The organism is Streptosporangium sp. NBC_01469 (genome assembly GCF_036227305.1).
Lineage (GTDB): Bacteria > Actinomycetota > Actinomycetes > Streptosporangiales > Streptosporangiaceae > Streptosporangium.
Genome location: NZ_CP109465.1, coordinates 980924 through 999488, shown reverse-complemented (window position 1 = coordinate 999488; position 18565 = coordinate 980924). Strand labels below are relative to the sequence as shown.

Here is an 18565-nt window from a genome sequence, read left to right as displayed (position 1 = left end):
GTAGCCGGCTCCGGCGTCGCCGCCGGTGACGGCGAATGTCCGGCCTGACGGGGCCGGTGGGGTATCGAGATTCCTGGTCACGAGATCTCCAGCGATATGGTAGTAACACTTCCGCTTTAAACGTACCGCGAAAGTGGGGGTAACGCTACCGTTTCTATGGAGAGGTGTGTCACCGATGCGCACGCCACGCAAGGACCAGGTCCGAAACCGTCAGCGCCTGGTGACCGCCGCGCGCGACGCGTTCGGTGAGCAGGGGCCGGGCATCTCGCTCGAAGAGGTCGCCCGGCGCGCGGGGGTCGGGCCGACGACGCTGTACCGGCACTTCCCCGGCAAGGAGGAACTGCTTGAGGCGGTGCTCGACGACCTGGTCGGCGCGGTGCGGGAGAACGCCGAACGGGTCGCGCGAATCGAGGATCCACGGCAGGCGTTCCGGGCGGTGTTCACCCAGAGCTGCGACATGTCGGAGCGGGATGTGGTCACGTTCGCCCGGCTGGCCAACGTCGGCGGCCGCGTCGGGGAGTACGCCCAGCGCCTGATCGAAGGTGTCGTCGGGCCGGCCACGTCGCGGCTGCAGGAGATCGATGGGATGCGTCCCGGTATCACCGTCCAGGACATCGCCGTGTTCATCCGGATGACCCTCACCACGGACAACCCTGAGAGTCGGGTGAAGGCGATCGACACCATCCTCGACGGCCTCCTTCGGGACCGGAACGCCGGCCAGGAGCCTGGACGGGGCTGATCGGCTGGCGGCTCCTCCGGGTGCGGAGGGTGGAGTCGGCTTGGGACGCGGGGAGCCGGGGTGTCCGGCTCCCGCGTCCATCGGTTCTTACGTTGAGGTCTCTGCCGGGTTCGGTACGGCCAGGCCGGCCCGGATCACCGGGTAGACGCGGCGCATCAGCTCGCCGTCGCCGCGGAAGCGCCGCATCGCCTGCAGCCCGACGATCAGAGTCTTGATGTCGGCCGCGGTCACGTCGGCCCGTACGGTTCCCGCGCGCTGGGCCTGGTCTCGGACGGCTTCGAGCTGCAGTTCGGGACCAACCACCTGGGCCACTTCGCCCTGACCGGGCTGTTGCTCGACATGATGCTGGCGGTGCCCGGCTCTCGTGTGGTCACCGTCAGCAGCGCGGGACACCGGCAGGGCGGGCCGATCGACTTCGGCGACCTCGACTGGAAGACCAACCGGTACAGCCGGGTCGCCGCGTACGGACACTCCAAACTGGCCAACCTGATGTTCACCTACGAGCTCCAGCGCAGACTGTCCGGCACGGGGGAGACCATCGCCGTCGCGGCGCATCCCGGGGGGTCGGACACCGGAGGATCCAAGACGGCGGTGTCACGGCAGCCCGCGTTCTTCCGGGCGGCGTTCAGCGTGGTCCGGCCGCTGTTGATCCAGCCCGCCGAGATGGGGGCGCTGCCCTCACTGCGCGCCGCGACGGATCCGGCCGTCCGGGGCGGCGAGTACTACGGCCCGGACGGATTCCAGGAGAGCAGGGGATACCCGAAGGTGGTCACGTCGATCGCGCGGTCCTACGACGTGGCCGATCAGCGTCGGCTGTGGACGATCTCGGAGGAGCTGACCGGCGTCGTCTTCCCGGTGTGACGGGCAACGGCTGTGACGTGAAAAAGCCGAATCGGCAGGTGATTCGCGTGACGCGCGGTTCTCCGACACCGGGGAACGGCGTCGGGGCCCTGGTCACGACGAAGCGTCCCGCGACAAGCCGTCCTGTCCGGCGCGCTCGCCGGTCACCTTGCTGGCGGGCAGCCGTCCAGCCTTGGCGCTGCCGGTGACGGTGTCGCCGGTGACGGTGAGCTGAAGGGTCAGGTTGAGCCGCATCGGTCTGGTGACGGACTGCCGCCAGGTGACTTCCCGGCCCTGGACGGTGACGTCGGCCAGCGATACTTCCTCCCCCGAGGCGGGGTCGCGGGCGACACCGCGCCAGGTGCCGTCGGGTGAGCGGGTCAGGTCCGCCTGGGCGTGCTGCTTACCGAGGGGAGTGTCGATGGTCAGGTTCCAGGTGCCTTCGGCAGACATGTACCGATCTTTCTGGATCGATGGGACGGGGTGTCAGGTGGGCGGGGTGGGGCCGCGCTCGTGCCAGACCACGCCGCGCCGTTCATGGGCGATCAGCTTCTCCACGCCGTGCGCGATCCGCGGGCCGAGTTCGCGTTCCACCAGGTACAGGCCCAGGTCCAGTCCCGAGGTGACGCCGGCGCCGCTCACCAGGTCGCCGTCGTCGACGATCCGGGCGTCGATCGGGCGGGCGCCGGTGGCTCCCAGCAGGTCCAGGCCCATGTGGTGCGTGGTGGCGGGGCGACCCTCGATCAGGCCGGCCATCGCCAGGATCAGCGAGCCGCCGCAGACCGTGGCCACCGTCACCCCGTCCCGGCACAGGGCCTCGTCGAGCAGCCGGGGGAGGTCGGTGCCGAGGGTGCGGCCCAGGATGGCCGGGATGGTCCTGTCGCGTTCCTCGTCGGTGAGGTCCTCGTCGTCGCCGGGCAGCTCCCCGTACGCGCCGGGCACGACGATCAGGTCCGCGCGGGCCGGGTCCAGCGCGGTGACGGCCCGCAGGGACACGGTTCCGATCCCGCCGGCGACCTCGCGGGCTCCCTCGGCCGACACCAGTTCCGTTCTCACCGCCCCGCCGGTGAGCATGCCGGCCGTGTCCAGCACTTCGTAGGGGGCGATGACGTCCAAGGGGTCGAACCCGTCGAACAGGACGAACTGCGCGAGCATCAGCAGACTCTCCTTCTTCTGGTTGTCTGTGCCCGCTCCACGCTAGGGAGGGAGGAACCGCCGCTCACAGTGGCTGGATCGCCAAAGGCCAACGTATTCCCGCCAGCCCGGTGAAGTGCGGAAACAGATATAAGAGCGCATCTGCCAGGGAGGCGGGATCGTGTCTATCGTGGCGTTCATGCACACGGTGGCGATCCTGGCGCTGGATCAGGTGGTGGCGTTCGATCTGTCGACGCCGATCGAGGTGTTCGGCCGGACCCGGCTGCCCGATGGGCGCAGGCCGTACCGGATCCGGGTGTGCGGTCCCGAGCCGGAGATGCGCAGCGAGGCGTTCGTCGTCAAGGTGTCATGGGGTCTGGAGACGCTGGCCGAGGCCGACACGATCATCGTGCCCGGTTGCTCGGAACAGGCGGGGCCGCCCCCGCCACAGGTGCTGGAGGCGCTTCGCCGGGCGGCCGGGCAGGGCGCCCGGATCGCGTCGATCTGCGCCGGCGCGTTCACCCTGGCCGCCACCGGCCTGCTCGACGGGCTCACCGCGACCACGCACTGGGCCGGCGCCGCCGCGCTGGCCGAGCGCTTTCCCCGGGTGAACGTCCGGCCGGACGTCCTGTACGTCGACAACGGGCAGTTTCTCACCTCGGCGGGCGCCGCGGCCGGCCTGGACCTGTGTCTGCACATGATCCGCGGCGACCACGGCTCCGCGGTGGCGGCCGACGCGGCCCGCCTGTCCGTCATGCCGTTGGAGCGCGAGGGCGGGCAGGCCCAGTTCATCGTGCACGAGCAGCCGCCGGTGCCGCGCGGGTCGGTCATGGAGCCGGTGCTGGCCTGGATCGAGGACAACCTCGGCCACGACCTCACCCTGGAGGGGATGGCCGTCCGGTCGGGGATGAGCGAACGGACCTTCAGTCGCCGTTTCCGCGAGCAGACCGGTACGACCCCTCTGCAGTGGCTGCTGCGTGCCCGGGTGCGCCGCGCGCAGTATCTGCTGGAGAACACCGAGCACGGCGTCGAGCGGATCGCCGCGCAGGCCGGGTTCGGCTCGCCGACCGCCTTCAGGGAACGTTTCAAACGCGTCGTCGGAACCACTCCGCAGGCCTACCGCGCCTCCGTCGGGGGGCATCGCCCGCTGCGCGCGTCGTGACATGGCGGGGACGTCCGCCGAGGTCCGTACACGGCCGGTGGGACGCCCCGCGTCCTCATCACCCCTGCGAGGGGTCGCAACAGGTTCCAGATGTCGGCGCTGTGGTGCTCGGCGGGTGGCCGGGTGACGGCCTGCGGATCCGGATGAGCAACCCGACGCCGTCCGGGGCGCCCGCGGGTCCCGGCGGGAAACTGGGACTGCTCGGCCTGGCCGAACGGACCCGGATGGCCGGAGGCACCATAAGTCATGCCGGGTTTTCGTCCCCGGATAACAGAGGGGCCTGACAGGGAACCGGGCGCGTTCGCCCGGTCCGGGCTACCCGCCGGCGGGTTCCGTGTCGGCCCTCGCCGGAGTCCCCGACCACCAGGAGGCGTGTCGCCCCGGTCGTGGCCTCGGGGACTCCGGCCCGTCTCACACGGTCAGGCTCAGGAGTGAGCGATTCACACGGTCAGGCTCAGGAGTGGGCGGTGAGGCACCGCTTGAGCGTTTCCCTGGAGTTCTGCCGCTTCGGCGCGACCTTCAGCAGCGCCGCGTCGCGCACCTGCACGTACTTGGCCCCGGCGGCGTTGTAGGCGTCCACCATCTTCTTCGCGGCGGGATCCAGCGACGGCGCCTTCACCCCGAGCTGCTGCAGGGCCATCTTCTGGGAGAGCTGGTCGACGTCCGCGGCCGCGCCGGCCTTCATCAGGGCGGCGTGGGCGGCCTTGACCTCCGGTAGGGCGTCGACGTTGGTGAGAGCGTCCTCGGCGTTCAGCAGCGCGAGATATTCCTGCGCGCAGGGGGCCGGGGCGGAGGTGGCCGCGACGGCGGTGGTGGCGGTGGCGCCGACGGTGGCCAGGGTGGTGAGAAGGCCGAGGGCGGCCAGCGCCGTCGCGGTGGTGCGGGTGTGCATGGGGTGCTCCCGTTGGTGCTGAGGGTTGATTGGCATGTGACCTCATGCACCGAAATCACTGTGAGTAATCGCCCCGACGCTTCAAGTTAGCGTCAAGGGTCGCGGGCCACCGGTCGTACCGGGGCGTCCGGAGCTCGGAGGACCCGGGAAGGCCACGGACGCGAACCCCCGTCAGGCGGGTTCGCGTCCGTGTCTCGCTGAGGTCAGGACACCGTCCACTTCTGGTTCGCGCCACCGGTGCACTCCCACAGCTGGAGGCGGGTGCCGTCGGCGCTGGTGTTACCCGTGACGTCCACGCACTTGTTCGCGGCCGGGTTCACCAGGTCCCTGGTCGCGGGGTTGTAGGTCCACTGCTGGTTGGGGCCGCCGAAGCACGACCACAGCTGGAGCTGGCTGCCGTTGGCCGTGCCGTTGCCGACGACGTCCAGGCACTTGCCGAGTACGCGGAGCGTGCCGTCGCCGGGGCGGGTCCACTGCTGCGCGGTGCTGCCGTTGCAGGAGTAGAGCTGGACGGCGGTGCCGTCGGCGTTGCTCGCGCCCGCGACGTCCATGCACTTGCCGCCCAGGCCGGTGATGGCGCCGCCGCCGGGGTTGCCCGGGTTGCCGCTCGGCGTTCCGGACCAGGTGAAGGTGGCGGTGGTGCGGGCCGGAAGGGAGTAGGTGAAGGACTGGCCGCCCCAGTTGACCCGGACGGACTGGGCCGAGGTGCCGCGGTTGTGCGCGATCAGGGCCTTGGAGCCGTCGGGGTTGCGCCAGGCGACGTTCTGGATCGTGCCGTTGGCGGTGGAGTCGATCCGGTACGCGCCGGGCTTGACGAACTTCGTGAGGTGACCGGTCGTGTAGTACTCGATGGTGTTGTCGACCTGGCCGGCGCGGGAGCCGCCCTCCTGGACGGTGATCAGGCCGGTGCAGACGTCGCAGCCGCCGTTGTGCGGGCCCATGCCCTGGTTGAGCGCGAGGCTCCACTTGACGAGGCTGCCGCTCCAGTTGCGGGCGTAGTTGACGATGTCGGCGAGGTCCTCGTTGTGCTGGTTGCCGATCCAGGTGCCGCCCGAGTGCTCGGTGCTGAACTGGCGCACGGCCGGATACTGGTTGTGGATCTGGGTGCCGACCGCCGGGTCGCCGGCGTAGCCGTGCCAGGCGATGCCGCCGAACAGGGGGTCGTTGCGCACGGCCGCGTCGTTCAGCACGCCGGCGCCCATGGCGGCGTAGTCGCCGTAGTTCCAGTCGTGGACGAGCACCTTGGTCGTGATGCCGGCGGCGCGGAACGCCGGGTAGACGTGGTTCTTGGTGAACTCGGCCAGCCCGGACGAGTTCCAGTTCATGCTCGGGTAGTTCGCCGCGGTCGGGTTGCCCGCCTGGCAGCAGTTGGGCTCGTTCTGCACCGAGATGTAGTTAACCGGGATCCCGGCGTTCTGGTAGCTCTGGATGTACTTGACCAGATACTGGGCGTACGTGGGGTAGTGCTCCCACTTGAGCCAGCCCATCTGGTCCATCCGGCCGTTGTCCTTCATCCAGCCGGGGGCGCTCCACGGCACGCCCTTGACGCGCAGTGCCGGGTTGAGCGATTTGGCCTGCGCGGTGAGCAGACGCACGTTGGTGTCGTACCCGTTGGCGCCGAAGTCGTTGAGGTCGCAGCAGGTGTCGTCGAGGGAGACGTGGCCGGGCCGCGACAGGTCGGAGGCGCCGATCGGGTTGCGCACGAACGACAGGCCGATGCCGTCGGTGGGGTGGAAGAGCCTGCGCATCACCGCGTCGCGGGTGGCCGCGCTGATCGGGCCGCCCCGCAGCAGGTAGGCGGTGGTGTCGGTGATCGAGGCCCCGCCGCCTTCGAACTGCTGGTAGGTGGTGCCCTCGTTGACGGTGATGGTGTGGTTGGCGCTGCCTCCGGCGGGCCCGAAGGCGATGGGCGACTGCTGCTGAAGGCCCCGCGTGACGGTCCGGCCGCCCGCGTCGGAAGTGGTGGTGAGCCAGATGTTCACGGGTTCGTTGGCGGCCAGGGCGGGGGTGGCGGCGACGGGTCCCGTCGCCCACAGGGCGGCGGCGCAGGCCAGGGCGAGGGTGAGGGCCCGGCGAGGTGGTCGGAGCACGGCAGGGGTCCTTTCGGGGGGTGCGATTGGGCCCGCGACGCCCCGGGCCGTTCGAGTCAGAGCACGTGCGTCGCCCCGGGAACCGTCGCTGTAACCGATGTAACAGATAAGAAACTTTCCTGTTGCAGGATAGGACAACACACGTGGAAATCGATTGTCAAGGCCGAGAAAGGTCGGAAAAGGTCGGGAAACACCTGGACCGGTACACGTCGCGCGACGGGCGCGAAGACCGACCGATAATGAAACAAATGAAACAAACGCGCTCAGCGCGAGACGGGTCCGGTGGAGCCGCGGACGATCACATCGGTACCCAGGGAGACGTGCAGTGCCTCCAGCGTGTGCCGGTTGAGGAGCCGCATCAGCAGCGTGACCGCCATCCGGCCCATCTCCTGCAGCGGCTGGCGCACCGTGGTCAGCGTCGGCAGGGTCGCCCGGCCGAGGTCGAGGTCGTCGAACCCCGCGACCGACAGGTCACCCGGCACGTTCAGGCCGCGCTCGGCCGCCGCCCACAGCGCGCCGACCGCCATCTTGTCGTTGAACGCGACCAGCGCCGTCGGCCGCTCGGGCAGGTCCAGCAGCTCACAGGCCGCGCGGTAGCCGTTCTCGGAGTTGGGCTCCCGCACGCTGCGCAGCAGCTCGGCCGACGGCAGGACACCGGCGTCGGCCAGCGACGCGGTGTATCCCGCCAGCCTGGCCTCGCTCGGCAGCCACTTCACGGGGCCGCCGACGATGCCGACCCGGCGGTGACCGAGCTCGACCACGTGCGCCATCAGCTTGCGCGCGCCCGCGAAGTGCGCGGCCGACACCGCCACGATGTCCCTGGGAGGCGGCGTCCTGGGGTCGATCACCACGAAGGGGAACTGCCGGTCGCGGAGCCGTACGAGCTCGTCGCCCGGCTCCGGGGGAAGGATCAGGATCGCCCCCGCGATGTCGGGGCGGTCGGGCAGGCCGGAGAGCACCGGGGTGTGCTGGGCCGACTCTCCGGCGCTCAGGACCATCTGCCCGCCGTGCAGCTCGATGGTCTCGCCGACCGAGGAGACGATGAGCCCGAAATAGTCGGTCAGCAGGTAGGGGCAGCGCACGTAGATCGTGCCCCCGGCCATCGCCTCCTGCCCGGCGCGCGGCCGGGGCGCCTGGTCCCCGAGGCGGCCGATGGCCCGTAACACCAGCTCACGGGTGTGCGGGGCGACGTTGGCCTGCCCGTTCAGGACCCGCGAGACGGTGGCGATCGACAGCCCCGTCTCCGCCGCGACGTCGCGCACGGTCGCGCGCGTCCCGGGCCGAGCCATGTGCGCCCCCTGATAGCCGTGTCCCTGCCGTCAGCATAACCAGCGCTGACGGGAGGCCGCGGCGAGGAACCGGGGAGGCGGAGAAGCCAGGGGAGCCAGGAGTGCCGGGGGACGAAGGGCCCGCGTTCGAGGGCCTTGTTCGCCGGGGGCCGCCGAGCGGCCGGCGGGTCCGCTTGACGGCCTCGTCCGCCTCATCCGCCGAGTAGCCTGCGGGCCCGTTCGACGACGGGCTTGTCGATCATCTGCCCGTCCAGCGTGCTCACCCCGCCGCCGCCGCCGGCGGCGGCCACCACCGCCTCGGCCCATCGCAGGGCCTCGGCAGACGGCGCGAACGCCGCGCGCACCGGCTCGACCTGCCGGGGGTGGACGCACAGCTTGCCGGTGAATCCCAGGCGCGCCGCGTGTTCCGCGTCGGCCACCGCGGCGGCGTGCTCCTCGACGTTCGTGGTGACACCGTCCAGGGGGGCGGCCACGCCCGCCGACGCGGCGGCGAGGACGAGCGTCGAACGGGCGTGCAGCAGCGCGGTCCGGTCCCCGGGGTCGACGCCCAGCTGGGCGGCGAGGTCCACGCTGCCGAAGGCGGGCCGCGTCACCCCCGGGGCCGCGCACAGCCGTCTTGCCCCGAAGATGCCGGCGGCTGTCTCCACCAGCGGGACGACGCTGTTGCCGCGAGGCAGCCGGTCGATCAGGGCGGCGATGTCCTCGGGGCTCTCGGCCTTCGGGAGCATGACGCCGCAGTCGTGCCGGCCGGCCAGCTCGACATCGGCGTCATGCCACGGGGTCCCCCGCCCGTTGATCCGTACGACCGCGTTCCCGCCGGCTTCGAGCCACCGGCGGACGTTGTCGCGTGCCCGATCCTTGTCCTCGGGGGCGACGGCGTCCTCCAGGTCGAGGACGATCGCGTCACCGGCGGCCCGTACCGCCTTCTCGAAACGCTCGGGGCGATGCCCGGGGACGAAGAGCAGCGCCCGCGCGCGGGCCAGCGTGTCCCGGTTCATCGGCGCACTCTCGCCTCGGCGGCGGTCACCGTGTCCCGGTTCATCGGATCCCTCTCGCCCCGGCGGCGGGCACCGCGGACCGGTTCATCGACGCCCTCCCGCACCGGCGACGGTCACTACGGGATCTCCGGCAGCAGGAGCCGCGAGAGGCGGTCCCCGCCGGTGTGGAGGGTGATCCGGCCGCCGAACACCTCGGCCGGGCGGTCCCGCGGGTCGTCGTGGACGAACGGCCCGCACCCGGTCATCTGGTTCTTCAGGTTGGACAGGCGGGTCGCGGGCCCGTCGTGGACATAGTCCCGGCCCCGTACGGCGAGTGCTATCCGGTAGCCCTCGGGCACCACGAGACAGGTCGGCAGGATCTCGATGTCGAGCTCGGACACCGAGCCGGGCACCAGGGGAGAGGGGTCGTCGTGCGTGTGGTACGGCTGGTACGGCCGGGAGAGTTCGTCGTCGAGTTTGCGGTGTGAGGCGCGCAGCCATCCCTGCGCCACCGGGGTGTTCGGGTCGAGGGCGCCCTGGAAGGTCACCTCGGTGCCGTCCGGCGAGAACACCCGCACGACGAGGAACAGGTCGGCGTCGGCGGTCGAGGACTCGACGAACAGCTTGGCCGACAGGGGGCCGGTGAACTCCGTGTCGGCGGGCAGCGGCGGGGTCTCGAAGATGACCCCGTCCCCCATGCCGTCGTAGCCGACGCTTCCCGGCGTCGCGGGAGGCTCGGGGGTGAGCGACCCGTGCGCGGCGTCGAGATAGAGGGAGGTCCAGCGGGTGCGGGGAATCGGCCACGCCTCCTCGTGGCGCAGCGTGAAGGTGCTGTCCACATGGCGGATCTGGAGCTGCACCGGCGGCTGCTCCTTCCACCCCGTGTCCTCATTTTTCAGGAAATGACCGAAGAAGCGCTTCTGCAGGGAGACGCCATAGTCGGCGTAGAACAGCGACCAGTGCGTGTCACCGTGCATCTCCAGCCACTTCTCCCGCGACGCCGCGCGGAGGTAGCCGTGGGTGTTGCCCCGCAGGTGCAGCCCCTGGCCTCCCCAGTTTCCCGCGGACAGGACCGGGACGGTCACCTTGTCCCAGTCCGGCGAGCGGTCCCGGTGGTAGCCGTCGTCCAGGGGGTGCTCGCGGATCGACGCGCCGAGGTCGACGCGGTTCGACGCCCGCTCCTCCTCGCTCAGGTTCTCGTCCCCGCAGACGTTCACCCCGGTGTTCGGGTTACGCGGACCGGCGTCCCCGAGGCCGTGCTGGACGGAGCTCACCTGCATGCCGTACCAGTGGTCCCAGAACGTGGTCCGGATGCCCCCGTGGTAGGTGGAGTCGCGGTACCAGTCGGCCGCCCCCTCCCACACGCAGACGGCGGCGAGGTGGGCCGGTCGCCGTGAGGCGACGAGCCACTGGTTGATGGCGAAGTAGGAGATGCCGCAGAGCCCGACCTTGCCGTTGCTCCACTCCTGCTCGCCCGCCCACTCGACGCAGAGCACGTGGTCCTGGACCTCGCGCGGGGAGAAGATGTCGATCACGCCGGGGGAGCGGCCCGCGCCACGGGAGTCGACGCGGACGCAGACATAGCCGTCGGGCACCCACTTCTCCGGGTCGACCACCTCCCAGTTCTGGTACCGGTTGGTCGATCCGCCGACCGCGTCCGGATGGTCCCTCGCCATCTTCTCCCAGGCGCTCGGGTAGCCCTCCTGGAACGACAGGCCCTTGGCGTACGGGCCGTAGGTGAGGATGACGGGGTAGCGGCCCTCCGCCTCCGGCCGGAAGACGTCCGCGCGGAGTACGGTCCCGTCGTCGACCTCGATCGGGACGTCCCATTCGACCAACATGCCAAAAGCTCCTGTCTGTACGTGTAAGGGGTTTATTCGCGGCCCGCGTGCTGCCACGGAGCCACCCGCCGGATGAGGCGCTCCGTCCCGGCGCGGGCGAGGACGCCGAGGAGGGCGAGAACGGCCACGCCGACGAACGCCTGGTCCTGGGCGAAGGACCGGGCGTTGGTGAGGATGAACGTGCCCAGGCCGTCCAGGTTCGCGAGGAACTCGACGGCGGCCGCCCCGACCAGCGCCCGGCCGACGGCCACGTGGACGCCCGCCACCGCGAACGGCAGCGCCGACGGCAGGACGAAGTCCGTGATGAACCGGCGCCGTGGCACGTTGAGCACCCGCGCGACGTCCGCCAGGTTGCCGGGCAGGGCCCGCGCCCCGTCGGCGGTGCTCACGGCACAGGGCAGGAAGGCGGACAGCGCGACGACGATGACGCGGGTCACGTCGTTGTAGCCGAACCAGATGGTCGCCATCGGGACGATGGCCAGCATCGGCATCGCGTACAGACCGCTGATGTAGGGCGTGCTCAGGTGGCGCAGCCAGGCCACCCGCCCGATGAGCAGACCGGCCACGATCCCCGGGACGCAGCCGAGGAGCAGGCCGAGCACCACGGCCGAGACGGTCTCCCACACCGAGCCGAGGAAGCTCGCCGAGGTCAGGGTCGGGATCGCCTGCCCGAGGACGCCGAGGGGGGTGGGCAGGTAGTCGGGCAGCCAGGCCGTACCGGCGATCTGCCACACGAGCAGGACCGCCGCCGCGGCCACGAGCTTGCCGGTGACGTCGCGCGACGGCCCGCCGGAGGAGACGGCCGGGGAGGCGGCCTTCGCGGTGGTGCCCACGCCGGTGTCCGCCGTGGTGTCCGGGGTGGTGCTCACTCCGTGCTCCCCTCGCGCCATGGGGCGAACGCCCGTTCCAGGACCTGCCCGAATGCCATGAGCATCGCCGCCAGCACCGACACCAGCACGGTCAGTGCCAGTACGGTGGCGGAGTCGAAGCGCGAGCTGGCCCCGAGCAGGAGCCCGCCGATGCCGGTCGCCTCGAGGAAGAACTCGGCGATGAACGTGCCGACGAAGGCCATCGCGATCCCCTGCCTGATGCCGCTCATGGCGTACGGCATCGCGTGCGGCAGCAGGACGTCGCGCCAGAGGGCCCATTCGCCGCTGCGGTGGACGCGGGCGACCTCCAGCAGGGTGACGGGGGTGTGCCGGGCGCCCTCGGCCGTGTTGATCAGGACGGGGAAGACCGCGCTCAGGAACACGACCAGCACCTTCGCCCCGAAACCGAAGCCGAACGCCGCCAGGATGAGCGGCGCGAGCGCCACGATGGGCACCGACTGCACCGCGAAGACGAGCCACTGCGTGCCGGTGCGAAGCCGCCTGGACCGGGAGAGGACGAGCCCGTAGCCCACCCCGCCCACGACGGCGGCGACGAGCCCGGCCAGGAACAGTACCCCCGTGTCGGCGAGTGCCTCGGGAAGCGTGCCGTCGCGGGTCATGGCGACGAGCGACTCGAAGGAGCGGACCGGTGTCGCCAGCAGCACCGGATCGCGCTGACCGAGCACCTGCCAGGCCAGCAGCCCGGCGAGCAGCCCGACCAGCGAGATCGCCACGCCTTTCAGCCTGGCTCCGGAGACCCCGGGACCCCCGGAAGCAGGGTCACTTGGCGAGGGCATCGCGGAACACCGTGGCGTCGACGAACTGGTCGTACTTGGGAGTCTTGTCCGCTGGAACGTTCCCGGCCTTCACCTGGTCCTCGATCGCCTTGTCGACGCGCTCGCGGGTGAGGCCGACGTCGGTGGGCCAGAAGCCGAGCTTCACGTAGTCGCCCAGGGCCACCTTGGAGATCTCCGGGCTTCGCTTCGTCATCCGCGCGGCGATCGCCGTCACGTCGTCGGCGTTGGCCGGGTCGTTGATGTACGTGATCGCCTTGTGCAGGGCCGCCACGGTCTCGACCCACGCGGGCCGCTTGCCGCCGTCCTTCAACTCGTCCTCGCGGGTGACGAGCATGGTGTAGTGCGACTTCGGGTCGACCTTGGCCAGCGCGACCACCTCGTGGGTCTCCTTCGACTGCTGCACGGCGGCCAGCTCGTCCGGGTGCAGGACGGCGGTGTCGACCTGGCCGGCGATCATCGCGTCGACGCTCTGCGGCCCGCCCACGTTCACCAGCTTGACGTCCTTGACGGTGAGCCCGCAGGAGGCCAGCATCGTCCCCACACTCAGCGCCTTGGGGGCGCCGACGCCGTCCACCGCGATCGTCTTCCCCTTCAGGGCGGCGCAGTCCTTCACCGCCGCGTCGGAGGAGGCCACCAGGTACGAGGGGTTCTCGTTGCCGAGGACGGCCACGACCGAGCCGCCGGAGGCCCGCAGCGCGACCGCGCCGGAGGTGCCCACGATCCCGCCGTCGAGTTCACGGCTCTGGATCGCACGCCCCACGTCCGCCCCGGTGGGCAGCGGGCGCAGTGTCACCTTCACCCCGTTCGCGGTGAAGTAACCCTTCTCCTCTGCCACGTAGGCCATCAGGTTGACGAAGACGGGGGGGATGCCGGGGATGCCCATCGTGATGGTGGGCGTACCGCCGGCGGAGGGCGAGTCGCCACCGCACGCGGTGCCGAGGGCCGACAGCGACACGAGGGCCAGGACGGCTCCTCCGATGCGTTTGATCATTTGCACTTGCTGTCCTCTTGGGATCGCGACCACCCCTGCCGGAGGGTCTGCCACTTACTGGATGGGTTTCACCTGGTCTGGTCGGCGTCCTGGGACATCACCAGGGACCAGACACGTTCACGCAGGGCGACGAACTCCTCCGACATCGCGACCGCTCTGTCGCGCGGCCGGGGCAGGGCGACGTCGATCACCTCGTGCACCCGGCCCGGACGGCCCTTCAGCACGACGACCCGGTCACCGAAGAGCACGGCCTCGTCGATGGAGTGCGTGACGAACAGCATCGTGATCGGATGCTCCTCCCACATCCGGAGCAGCTCGAACCGCAGGACCTCGGCGGTCTGGGCGTCCAGGGCGCCGAACGGCTCGTCCATGAGCAGCACCCGAGGGCGCACCGCGAGGGCGCGGGCCAGGCCGGTCCGCTGCTGCATGCCGCCGGAGAGCTGGTGCGGGTAGGACTTCTCGAAACCGGAGAGGCCCACCATCTCGATCAGCTCACGCGTGCGGGAGGTGATCTCCTCCCTGGGCAGGCCGCGCAGGCGCAACGGGTAGGCGACGTTCGCCTCGGCCGTCTTCCACGGGAAGAGGCCGAAGTGCTGGAAGACCATGGCGACGCCGTCGGGGGTCGTGCTCACGGTCTCCCCGTCGACGCGCACGCGTCCCTCGGCCGGTGAGATGAGCCCGGCCACCGCGCGCAGCAGCGTCGTCTTGCCGCATCCCGAGGGCCCGACGATCGAGACGATCTCACCGGGTCTGACGTCGACGTGGATGTCCTCGGCCGCGTTGCGGTCCCCGAAGCGCATGGTGACGCCGTCGATGTCCACCGACGCGCTGCCCGAGGCGGGAGCGGCGTTCACGGTGCGAGGAGGGCGGGAGGAATCCCTGAGCCTGTCGAGCAGTGACATGGGCCATACTGTTGCATGATGATGCCTTCTGTACAAGAGTAATGTGTCATGGAGATTAATAATGCATGATCCGTCCAACCCTGTTCTGCTCTTGCACACCCTCGGAGGCAACGCGCGCACGTGGGCGCCGGTCGTGGACGCGGGGGCCGATCCCACCCGCTTCCTCGCGGTCGACCTGCCCGGTCACGGTGTGCGCGGGGAGGACCCCTTCGACCTGGCCGCCGCCGTGACCGTGGTTCACGCGGCGCTGGACGAGTGCGGTACGGCACCCGCGCATCTCGTCGGCTCCGGTCTGGGAGCCTTCGTCGCGCTGCGGGTCCTCGCCGACGCGCCGCACCGCCTGGCCTCCCTGCTGCTCGCCGGCTTCCCTCCCGGCGGAGACCCCGCCCGCCTGCGCGCCACGGCCGACTCGCTGCACGCGACGGGGATGGCCGGGTTCGCGGCCGGGTACCTGACCGCGACGGTGGTGACCGACGGCGGCCCCGACAGTGGCATCGGTCTGGCGGAGCTGACCGCGTCGATGACGGGCATGCGGCCGGAGGCGTTCCTCGGCGCCCTGGAGGCGGCGCTGGGGTGGGAGACGCCGGTGTCGCCGGGTCCGGTGCCGTGCCGGATGCTGCGAGGAGAACACGACGTCCGGGTGACCGAGCAGGCGGCGCGATCACTCGCGACTCGTCTCGGTGCCGACTACATTGGTGTTCCCGGAGCCGGTCACATCGCGTACGTGGACGATCCCCGAGGTTTCCGTGAGCTGATGGACGCCTTTCATCGGGTCGTCGAGGCGCGTACGGCCGTGCCGGGCACTCTCAGTCCAGGCTCTCCTGCTGAGCCCGTCCTCTCGCAGGAAGGAACTTGATGGCCAAGCCCCCTTCGTCCGCCTCGTCAAGTGGATCCGCCGACAGCCCGCGCACCAAGCGCGACCGCATCGTCGCGGAGCTGCGCCGCATGATCGCGGAAGGCGAGCTGGCGCGTGGCAGCAGGATCAGGCAGGACGTGATCGCCGCTCGCTTCAAGACCAGCATCACCCCCGTGCGCGAGGCGCTGCGGCTGCTGGAGGCGGAGGGAATGCTGGTCAGCGAGCCGCACAGGGGAGTCCGCGTCGCGGACGCGGACTACGAGCGGGTCAAGACGGTCTACCTGCTGAGAAGGCTGGTCGAGCCGTACGCCATGCGCCGGGCCGCCCGGCGCCTCTCCCCCAAGGACCTCGACCTCGCGCAGCGGCTCGTGGACGACATGGAACGTGTCGCGGCCGAGGGCGACCGGGCGACGCTGAACGAGAAGAACCGGCAGTTCCACTTTTTGTTCTACGACAGGACGGGCAACGAGGGGCTGGCCGAGGAGGTGGCGCTCCTGTGGCAGCAGTTCCCGTGGGACGTGCTCCAGGTGCTCACCCACCGCGCGGACGAGGTGTCGCAGGAGCACCGGGCGATCCTCAAGGCCGCCCACGACGGCGACCCCGACGCGCTCGCCCGCGCCACGGAGGAGCACCTGGCGAGCAGCTTCCTCGCGCTGGCCCGCCATCTCACCGGCTACGAGGTCACCGATCCCTTCGAGATCGACAACGACTGACGGCAGACGTCGGCGGCGAGCAGGCCGTCGATCTCGGCGTCGGGCACGCCGAGCTCGCGAAGCACCTCCACCGTGTGCTCCCCGAGAGCGGGCACGGCCCGCTCCTCCTCCTCGACGTGTGCCGGATGGAACGGCGACGTCACCACCGTCGCCGTCTCGCCGTCCGGCAGGGCGGCCGACGACCATCGGCCCGTGGCGTGCGCCTGCGGATGCGCGAGAACCTCGGGGAGGCCGTTCAGCCTGGCGTGCGGCACGTCCGCCAGGTCGAGCCGGGAGACCAGCGTCTCCGTCGACAACGCGCGCAGCGCCTCCTGGATCAGGGGCTCCAGCCGTGCCCGGTTGCGCAGGCGGTCGCTGTTCGAGGCGAAGTCCGGATCGGTCGCGAGGATCGGATCCTCGATCACCCCCACGCACAGGCGGCGCCACTGCCCCTCGTTCTGCACGGCGATGAGCACCTGGTCCCCGTCGCCGGACAGGTAGGGGCCGTAGGGGGCGATGCTCGCGTGGCTGAGCCCGGCCGGCTGCGGTGCCGTGCCCGCGTGCGACTGGGCGAGAAGCAGGGGGCTCATCCATTCGAGGAGCACGTCGAACATGGCGACGTCGATGCGCCGGCCGACGCCGGAACGTTCCCGCGCGTAGAGCGCCGCGTTGATGGCGGCGAGGGCGTAGGTGCCACCGGCCAGATCCGCCAGGGACACCCCGGGCTTGGCCGGCTGCGCCGGTGTGCCGGTCGCCGTGACCGTACCCGCCTCCCCCTGGATGAGCATGTCGTACGCCTTCCGGTGGGCGTAGGGCCCCTGCGTGCCGTAGCCGGACAGGAAGCACCGGATGAGCCGCGGGTTGATCCCGACGAGGTCGTCGTCGGTGAAGATCCGCTCGAAGGCGCCGGGCGCGAGGTTGCACACCAGCACGTCGGCGGACCGCAGCAGCTCTCCCAGCAGCCGCTTCCCCTCGGACGTCTTGAGGTCCAGGGCGACGCTTCGCTTACCGCGGTTCAGCCAGACGAAATGGCTGGAGTACCCCTGGACGAAGTCGTCGTAGTCGCGGGCGAAATCGCCGCTGAGCCGTTCCACCTTGATGACGTCGGCCCCGAGGTCGGCGAGATGGCGGGAGCACAGCGGGACGGCGACGGCCTGTTCCACGGCGACCACGCGCACGCCTCGAAGGTCGTTCCTCATCGCGCACCTCCGCCGAAGCGGAACACCGTGCCGACGGCGGGCTGCACGTAACGGTCGTGCAGTGACGCCGACATGTGCGCGTGCGAGCGCAGCCCGCTGCAGTGCATGGGCACGACCGTGGCGACGTCGAGATCCCGGAAGGCGTTCGCCGTCGCCTCGACGTTCTTCGCGGGAGTCGTCGGGAAGCCGAGGTGGAACCCCCCGATGACCGCCCTGATCGGCCGGTCGCCGCAGACCCGCCGGGCCTGCTCGATGGTGTTGATCACACCGGCGTGCGCGCATCCCGTCAGCACGACCAGGCCCTCCCCCTTGACGTCGATGACGAGTCCCATCTCGTCGATCACCTCGTCCCGGCGCAGGTCACCCTCCCGCGACACCTGGTACAGGCCGGGCGCTCCGCGCTCGAACGGCTGGGAGACCGACTCGAACGGCACGTTGCGCGGGATCTCACCGGTTGTCCACACCCCCCAGCCCAGATCCAGCGGGTCCCTCGTCAGGACGGGCGCCCCGCCGGACGCCTCTATCTGCTCGAAGGTGAACGCGGAGTTGTAGACCGAGGACGTCCGCCCGTCGCCCATGACCGCGTAGCGCGGCAGCTCGGCGTCGTGATGCGTGGCGACCGGGATCCGGCGGCCGGCCAGCCCGAGGAACCGGTGGACGCCCCCGAAGTGGTCGGGGTGACCGTGGCTGATGACCACGTGGTCCATGCCGGACGGGTCGACGCCGAGCACCCTCATGTTGTGTTCGAGCACGGTGCCGGTCAGGCCCACGTCGAACAGCACGCGCAGGACGTGCCTGCCGCGGGTGGCTTCGACCAGGAGACTGATCCCGTTCTCGGCCTGCGGCGGGACGCGCTTCCCGTCGAAGTGCTCGATCAGCCCGTAACGGCTGACGCAGTGGTCGTCGGACCCCAGTGGACTCGCCTGATCCGGCAGCAACATGTCCACCCAGTTCTCCACGAGGACCGTGATCGTAACGGACTCGGCCTGGAACACGAGGCAGCTCCTTCCTTTGTACAACCAGAGGGGCACTTTACATTAGCTAGACAGATAATGCATCATATACAAGATCATGTTTTATTTGCCGGGTCGATGTGAAGAGGCGGGTCACCGCGTGGAGCCGGGCCGGCGCGGCCGACGTCGCCGATCACGATGGCGATGAGGGCGAGGGAGGGGGCGACGCCGGCGGTGAACCGGGCCGTCCAGGACACCGGCGCTCGGGGCTCGTGCGGAGTTCGGAGTTCGGCGTGCGGAGTTCGAGGCGTACGCCGCGGGCGCGGGAATCTGGCCGGTGGG

General features: G+C 70.5%; 19 protein-coding genes. 5 read left to right on the top strand and 14 right to left on the bottom strand.

Annotation, left to right across the window (positions count from 1 at the left end; genetic code table 11):
* Window positions 1-175: 175 nt before the first annotated feature.
* Complete coding sequence (locus OG587_RS04520) at window positions 176-739, top strand: TetR/AcrR family transcriptional regulator (protein ID WP_329087137.1); 564 nt, start codon at window positions 176-178, stop codon at window positions 737-739.
* Between the two features lie 87 nt (window positions 740-826).
* Here OG587_RS04520 and OG587_RS04515 read toward each other — a convergent pair whose 3' ends face one another.
* Window positions 827-1042: an SbtR family transcriptional regulator gene (locus OG587_RS04515; protein WP_329087135.1), complete on the bottom strand. Its 216-nt coding sequence runs from the start codon at window positions 1040-1042 to the stop codon at window positions 827-829.
* Here OG587_RS04515 and OG587_RS04510 point away from each other — a divergent pair.
* The gene (locus OG587_RS04510; protein ID WP_329093730.1) at window positions 995-1600 is read left to right on the top strand and encodes an oxidoreductase; all 606 of its coding nucleotides are present in this window, start codon (window positions 995-997) and stop codon (window positions 1598-1600) included. The two genes, OG587_RS04515 and OG587_RS04510, sit on opposite strands and share 48 nt — an antisense overlap.
* A 93-nt stretch (window positions 1601-1693) precedes the next feature.
* Here the strand turns inward: OG587_RS04510 and OG587_RS04505 are convergent, their stop codons facing one another.
* Window positions 1694-2032 (bottom strand): hypothetical protein, encoded by a 339-nt coding sequence (locus tag OG587_RS04505; protein WP_329087133.1) that lies wholly within the window; start codon window positions 2030-2032, stop codon window positions 1694-1696.
* Window positions 2033-2065: 33 nt separating this feature from the next.
* Window positions 2066-2734: a DJ-1/PfpI family protein gene (locus OG587_RS04500; RefSeq protein ID WP_329087132.1), complete on the bottom strand. Its 669-nt coding sequence runs from the start codon at window positions 2732-2734 to the stop codon at window positions 2066-2068.
* A 160-nt stretch (window positions 2735-2894) separates the two neighbouring features.
* On the opposite strand from OG587_RS04500, the gene OG587_RS04495 reads away from it, so the two are divergent.
* A complete protein-coding gene (locus tag OG587_RS04495; RefSeq protein WP_329087131.1) occupies window positions 2895-3875 on the top strand; it encodes a GlxA family transcriptional regulator in 981 nt (326 codons plus the stop codon).
* Window positions 3876-4329: 454 nt separating this feature from the next.
* Here the strand turns inward: OG587_RS04495 and OG587_RS04490 are convergent, their stop codons facing one another.
* The 9 genes from OG587_RS04490 to OG587_RS04450 form a co-directional block, all read right to left on the bottom strand.
* The gene (locus OG587_RS04490; protein WP_329087130.1) at window positions 4330-4803 is read right to left on the bottom strand and encodes a hypothetical protein; all 474 of its coding nucleotides are present in this window, start codon (window positions 4801-4803) and stop codon (window positions 4330-4332) included.
* Between the two features lie 167 nt (window positions 4804-4970).
* Entirely contained in the window at window positions 4971-6857 is a 1887-nt protein-coding gene (locus OG587_RS04485; RefSeq protein WP_329087128.1) for a ricin-type beta-trefoil lectin domain protein, read from the bottom strand.
* 263 nt (window positions 6858-7120) lie between these two features.
* Window positions 7121-8146: a LacI family DNA-binding transcriptional regulator gene (locus OG587_RS04480; RefSeq protein ID WP_329087126.1), complete on the bottom strand. Its 1026-nt coding sequence runs from the start codon at window positions 8144-8146 to the stop codon at window positions 7121-7123.
* 191 nt (window positions 8147-8337) lie between these two features.
* The gene (locus OG587_RS04475) at window positions 8338-9144 is read right to left on the bottom strand and encodes an HpcH/HpaI aldolase/citrate lyase family protein (RefSeq protein WP_329087125.1); all 807 of its coding nucleotides are present in this window, start codon (window positions 9142-9144) and stop codon (window positions 8338-8340) included.
* 116 nt (window positions 9145-9260) lie between these two features.
* Window positions 9261-10964, bottom strand: a complete 1704-nt coding sequence (locus tag OG587_RS04470; RefSeq protein WP_329087123.1) for a CocE/NonD family hydrolase — start codon at window positions 10962-10964, stop codon at window positions 9261-9263.
* Between the two features lie 32 nt (window positions 10965-10996).
* Complete coding sequence (locus OG587_RS04465; RefSeq protein WP_329087121.1) at window positions 10997-11833, bottom strand: ABC transporter permease; 837 nt, start codon at window positions 11831-11833, stop codon at window positions 10997-10999.
* On the bottom strand, window positions 11830-12567 hold the full coding sequence (locus OG587_RS04460) for an ABC transporter permease (protein ID WP_329087119.1): 738 nt from the start codon (window positions 12565-12567) through the stop codon (window positions 11830-11832). Before OG587_RS04460 ends, OG587_RS04465 begins: the two co-directional genes overlap by 4 nt.
* A 46-nt stretch (window positions 12568-12613) precedes the next feature.
* Window positions 12614-13621 carry an ABC transporter substrate-binding protein gene (locus OG587_RS04455; RefSeq protein WP_329087117.1) on the bottom strand — a complete coding sequence of 336 codons (1008 nt, stop codon included), beginning with the start codon at window positions 13619-13621 and terminating at the stop codon, window positions 12614-12616.
* A gap of 68 nt (window positions 13622-13689) precedes the next feature.
* On the bottom strand, window positions 13690-14523 hold the full coding sequence (locus OG587_RS04450; RefSeq protein WP_329087116.1) for an ABC transporter ATP-binding protein: 834 nt from the start codon (window positions 14521-14523) through the stop codon (window positions 13690-13692).
* Between the two features lie 61 nt (window positions 14524-14584).
* Here OG587_RS04450 and OG587_RS04445 point away from each other — a divergent pair, with 61 nt between their 5' ends.
* Both OG587_RS04445 and OG587_RS04440 read left to right on the top strand, forming a co-directional pair.
* A complete protein-coding gene (locus OG587_RS04445; RefSeq protein ID WP_329087115.1) occupies window positions 14585-15379 on the top strand; it encodes an alpha/beta fold hydrolase in 795 nt (264 codons plus the stop codon).
* A complete protein-coding gene (locus tag OG587_RS04440; RefSeq protein WP_329087113.1) occupies window positions 15379-16092 on the top strand; it encodes a GntR family transcriptional regulator in 714 nt (237 codons plus the stop codon). The genes OG587_RS04445 and OG587_RS04440 overlap by 1 nt, the downstream gene beginning before the upstream one ends.
* On the opposite strand, the gene OG587_RS04435 is transcribed toward OG587_RS04440, so the two are convergent.
* Together OG587_RS04435 and OG587_RS04430 are read right to left on the bottom strand one after the other, a co-directional pair.
* Window positions 16053-17270, bottom strand: a complete 1218-nt coding sequence (locus OG587_RS04435) for a CaiB/BaiF CoA transferase family protein (protein WP_329087111.1) — start codon at window positions 17268-17270, stop codon at window positions 16053-16055. The genes OG587_RS04440 and OG587_RS04435 overlap by 40 nt on opposite strands.
* Window positions 17267-18265 carry an MBL fold metallo-hydrolase gene (locus OG587_RS04430; protein WP_329087108.1) on the bottom strand — a complete coding sequence of 333 codons (999 nt, stop codon included), beginning with the start codon at window positions 18263-18265 and terminating at the stop codon, window positions 17267-17269. The genes OG587_RS04435 and OG587_RS04430 overlap by 4 nt, the downstream gene beginning before the upstream one ends.
* Between the last annotated feature and the right edge of the window lie 300 nt (window positions 18266-18565).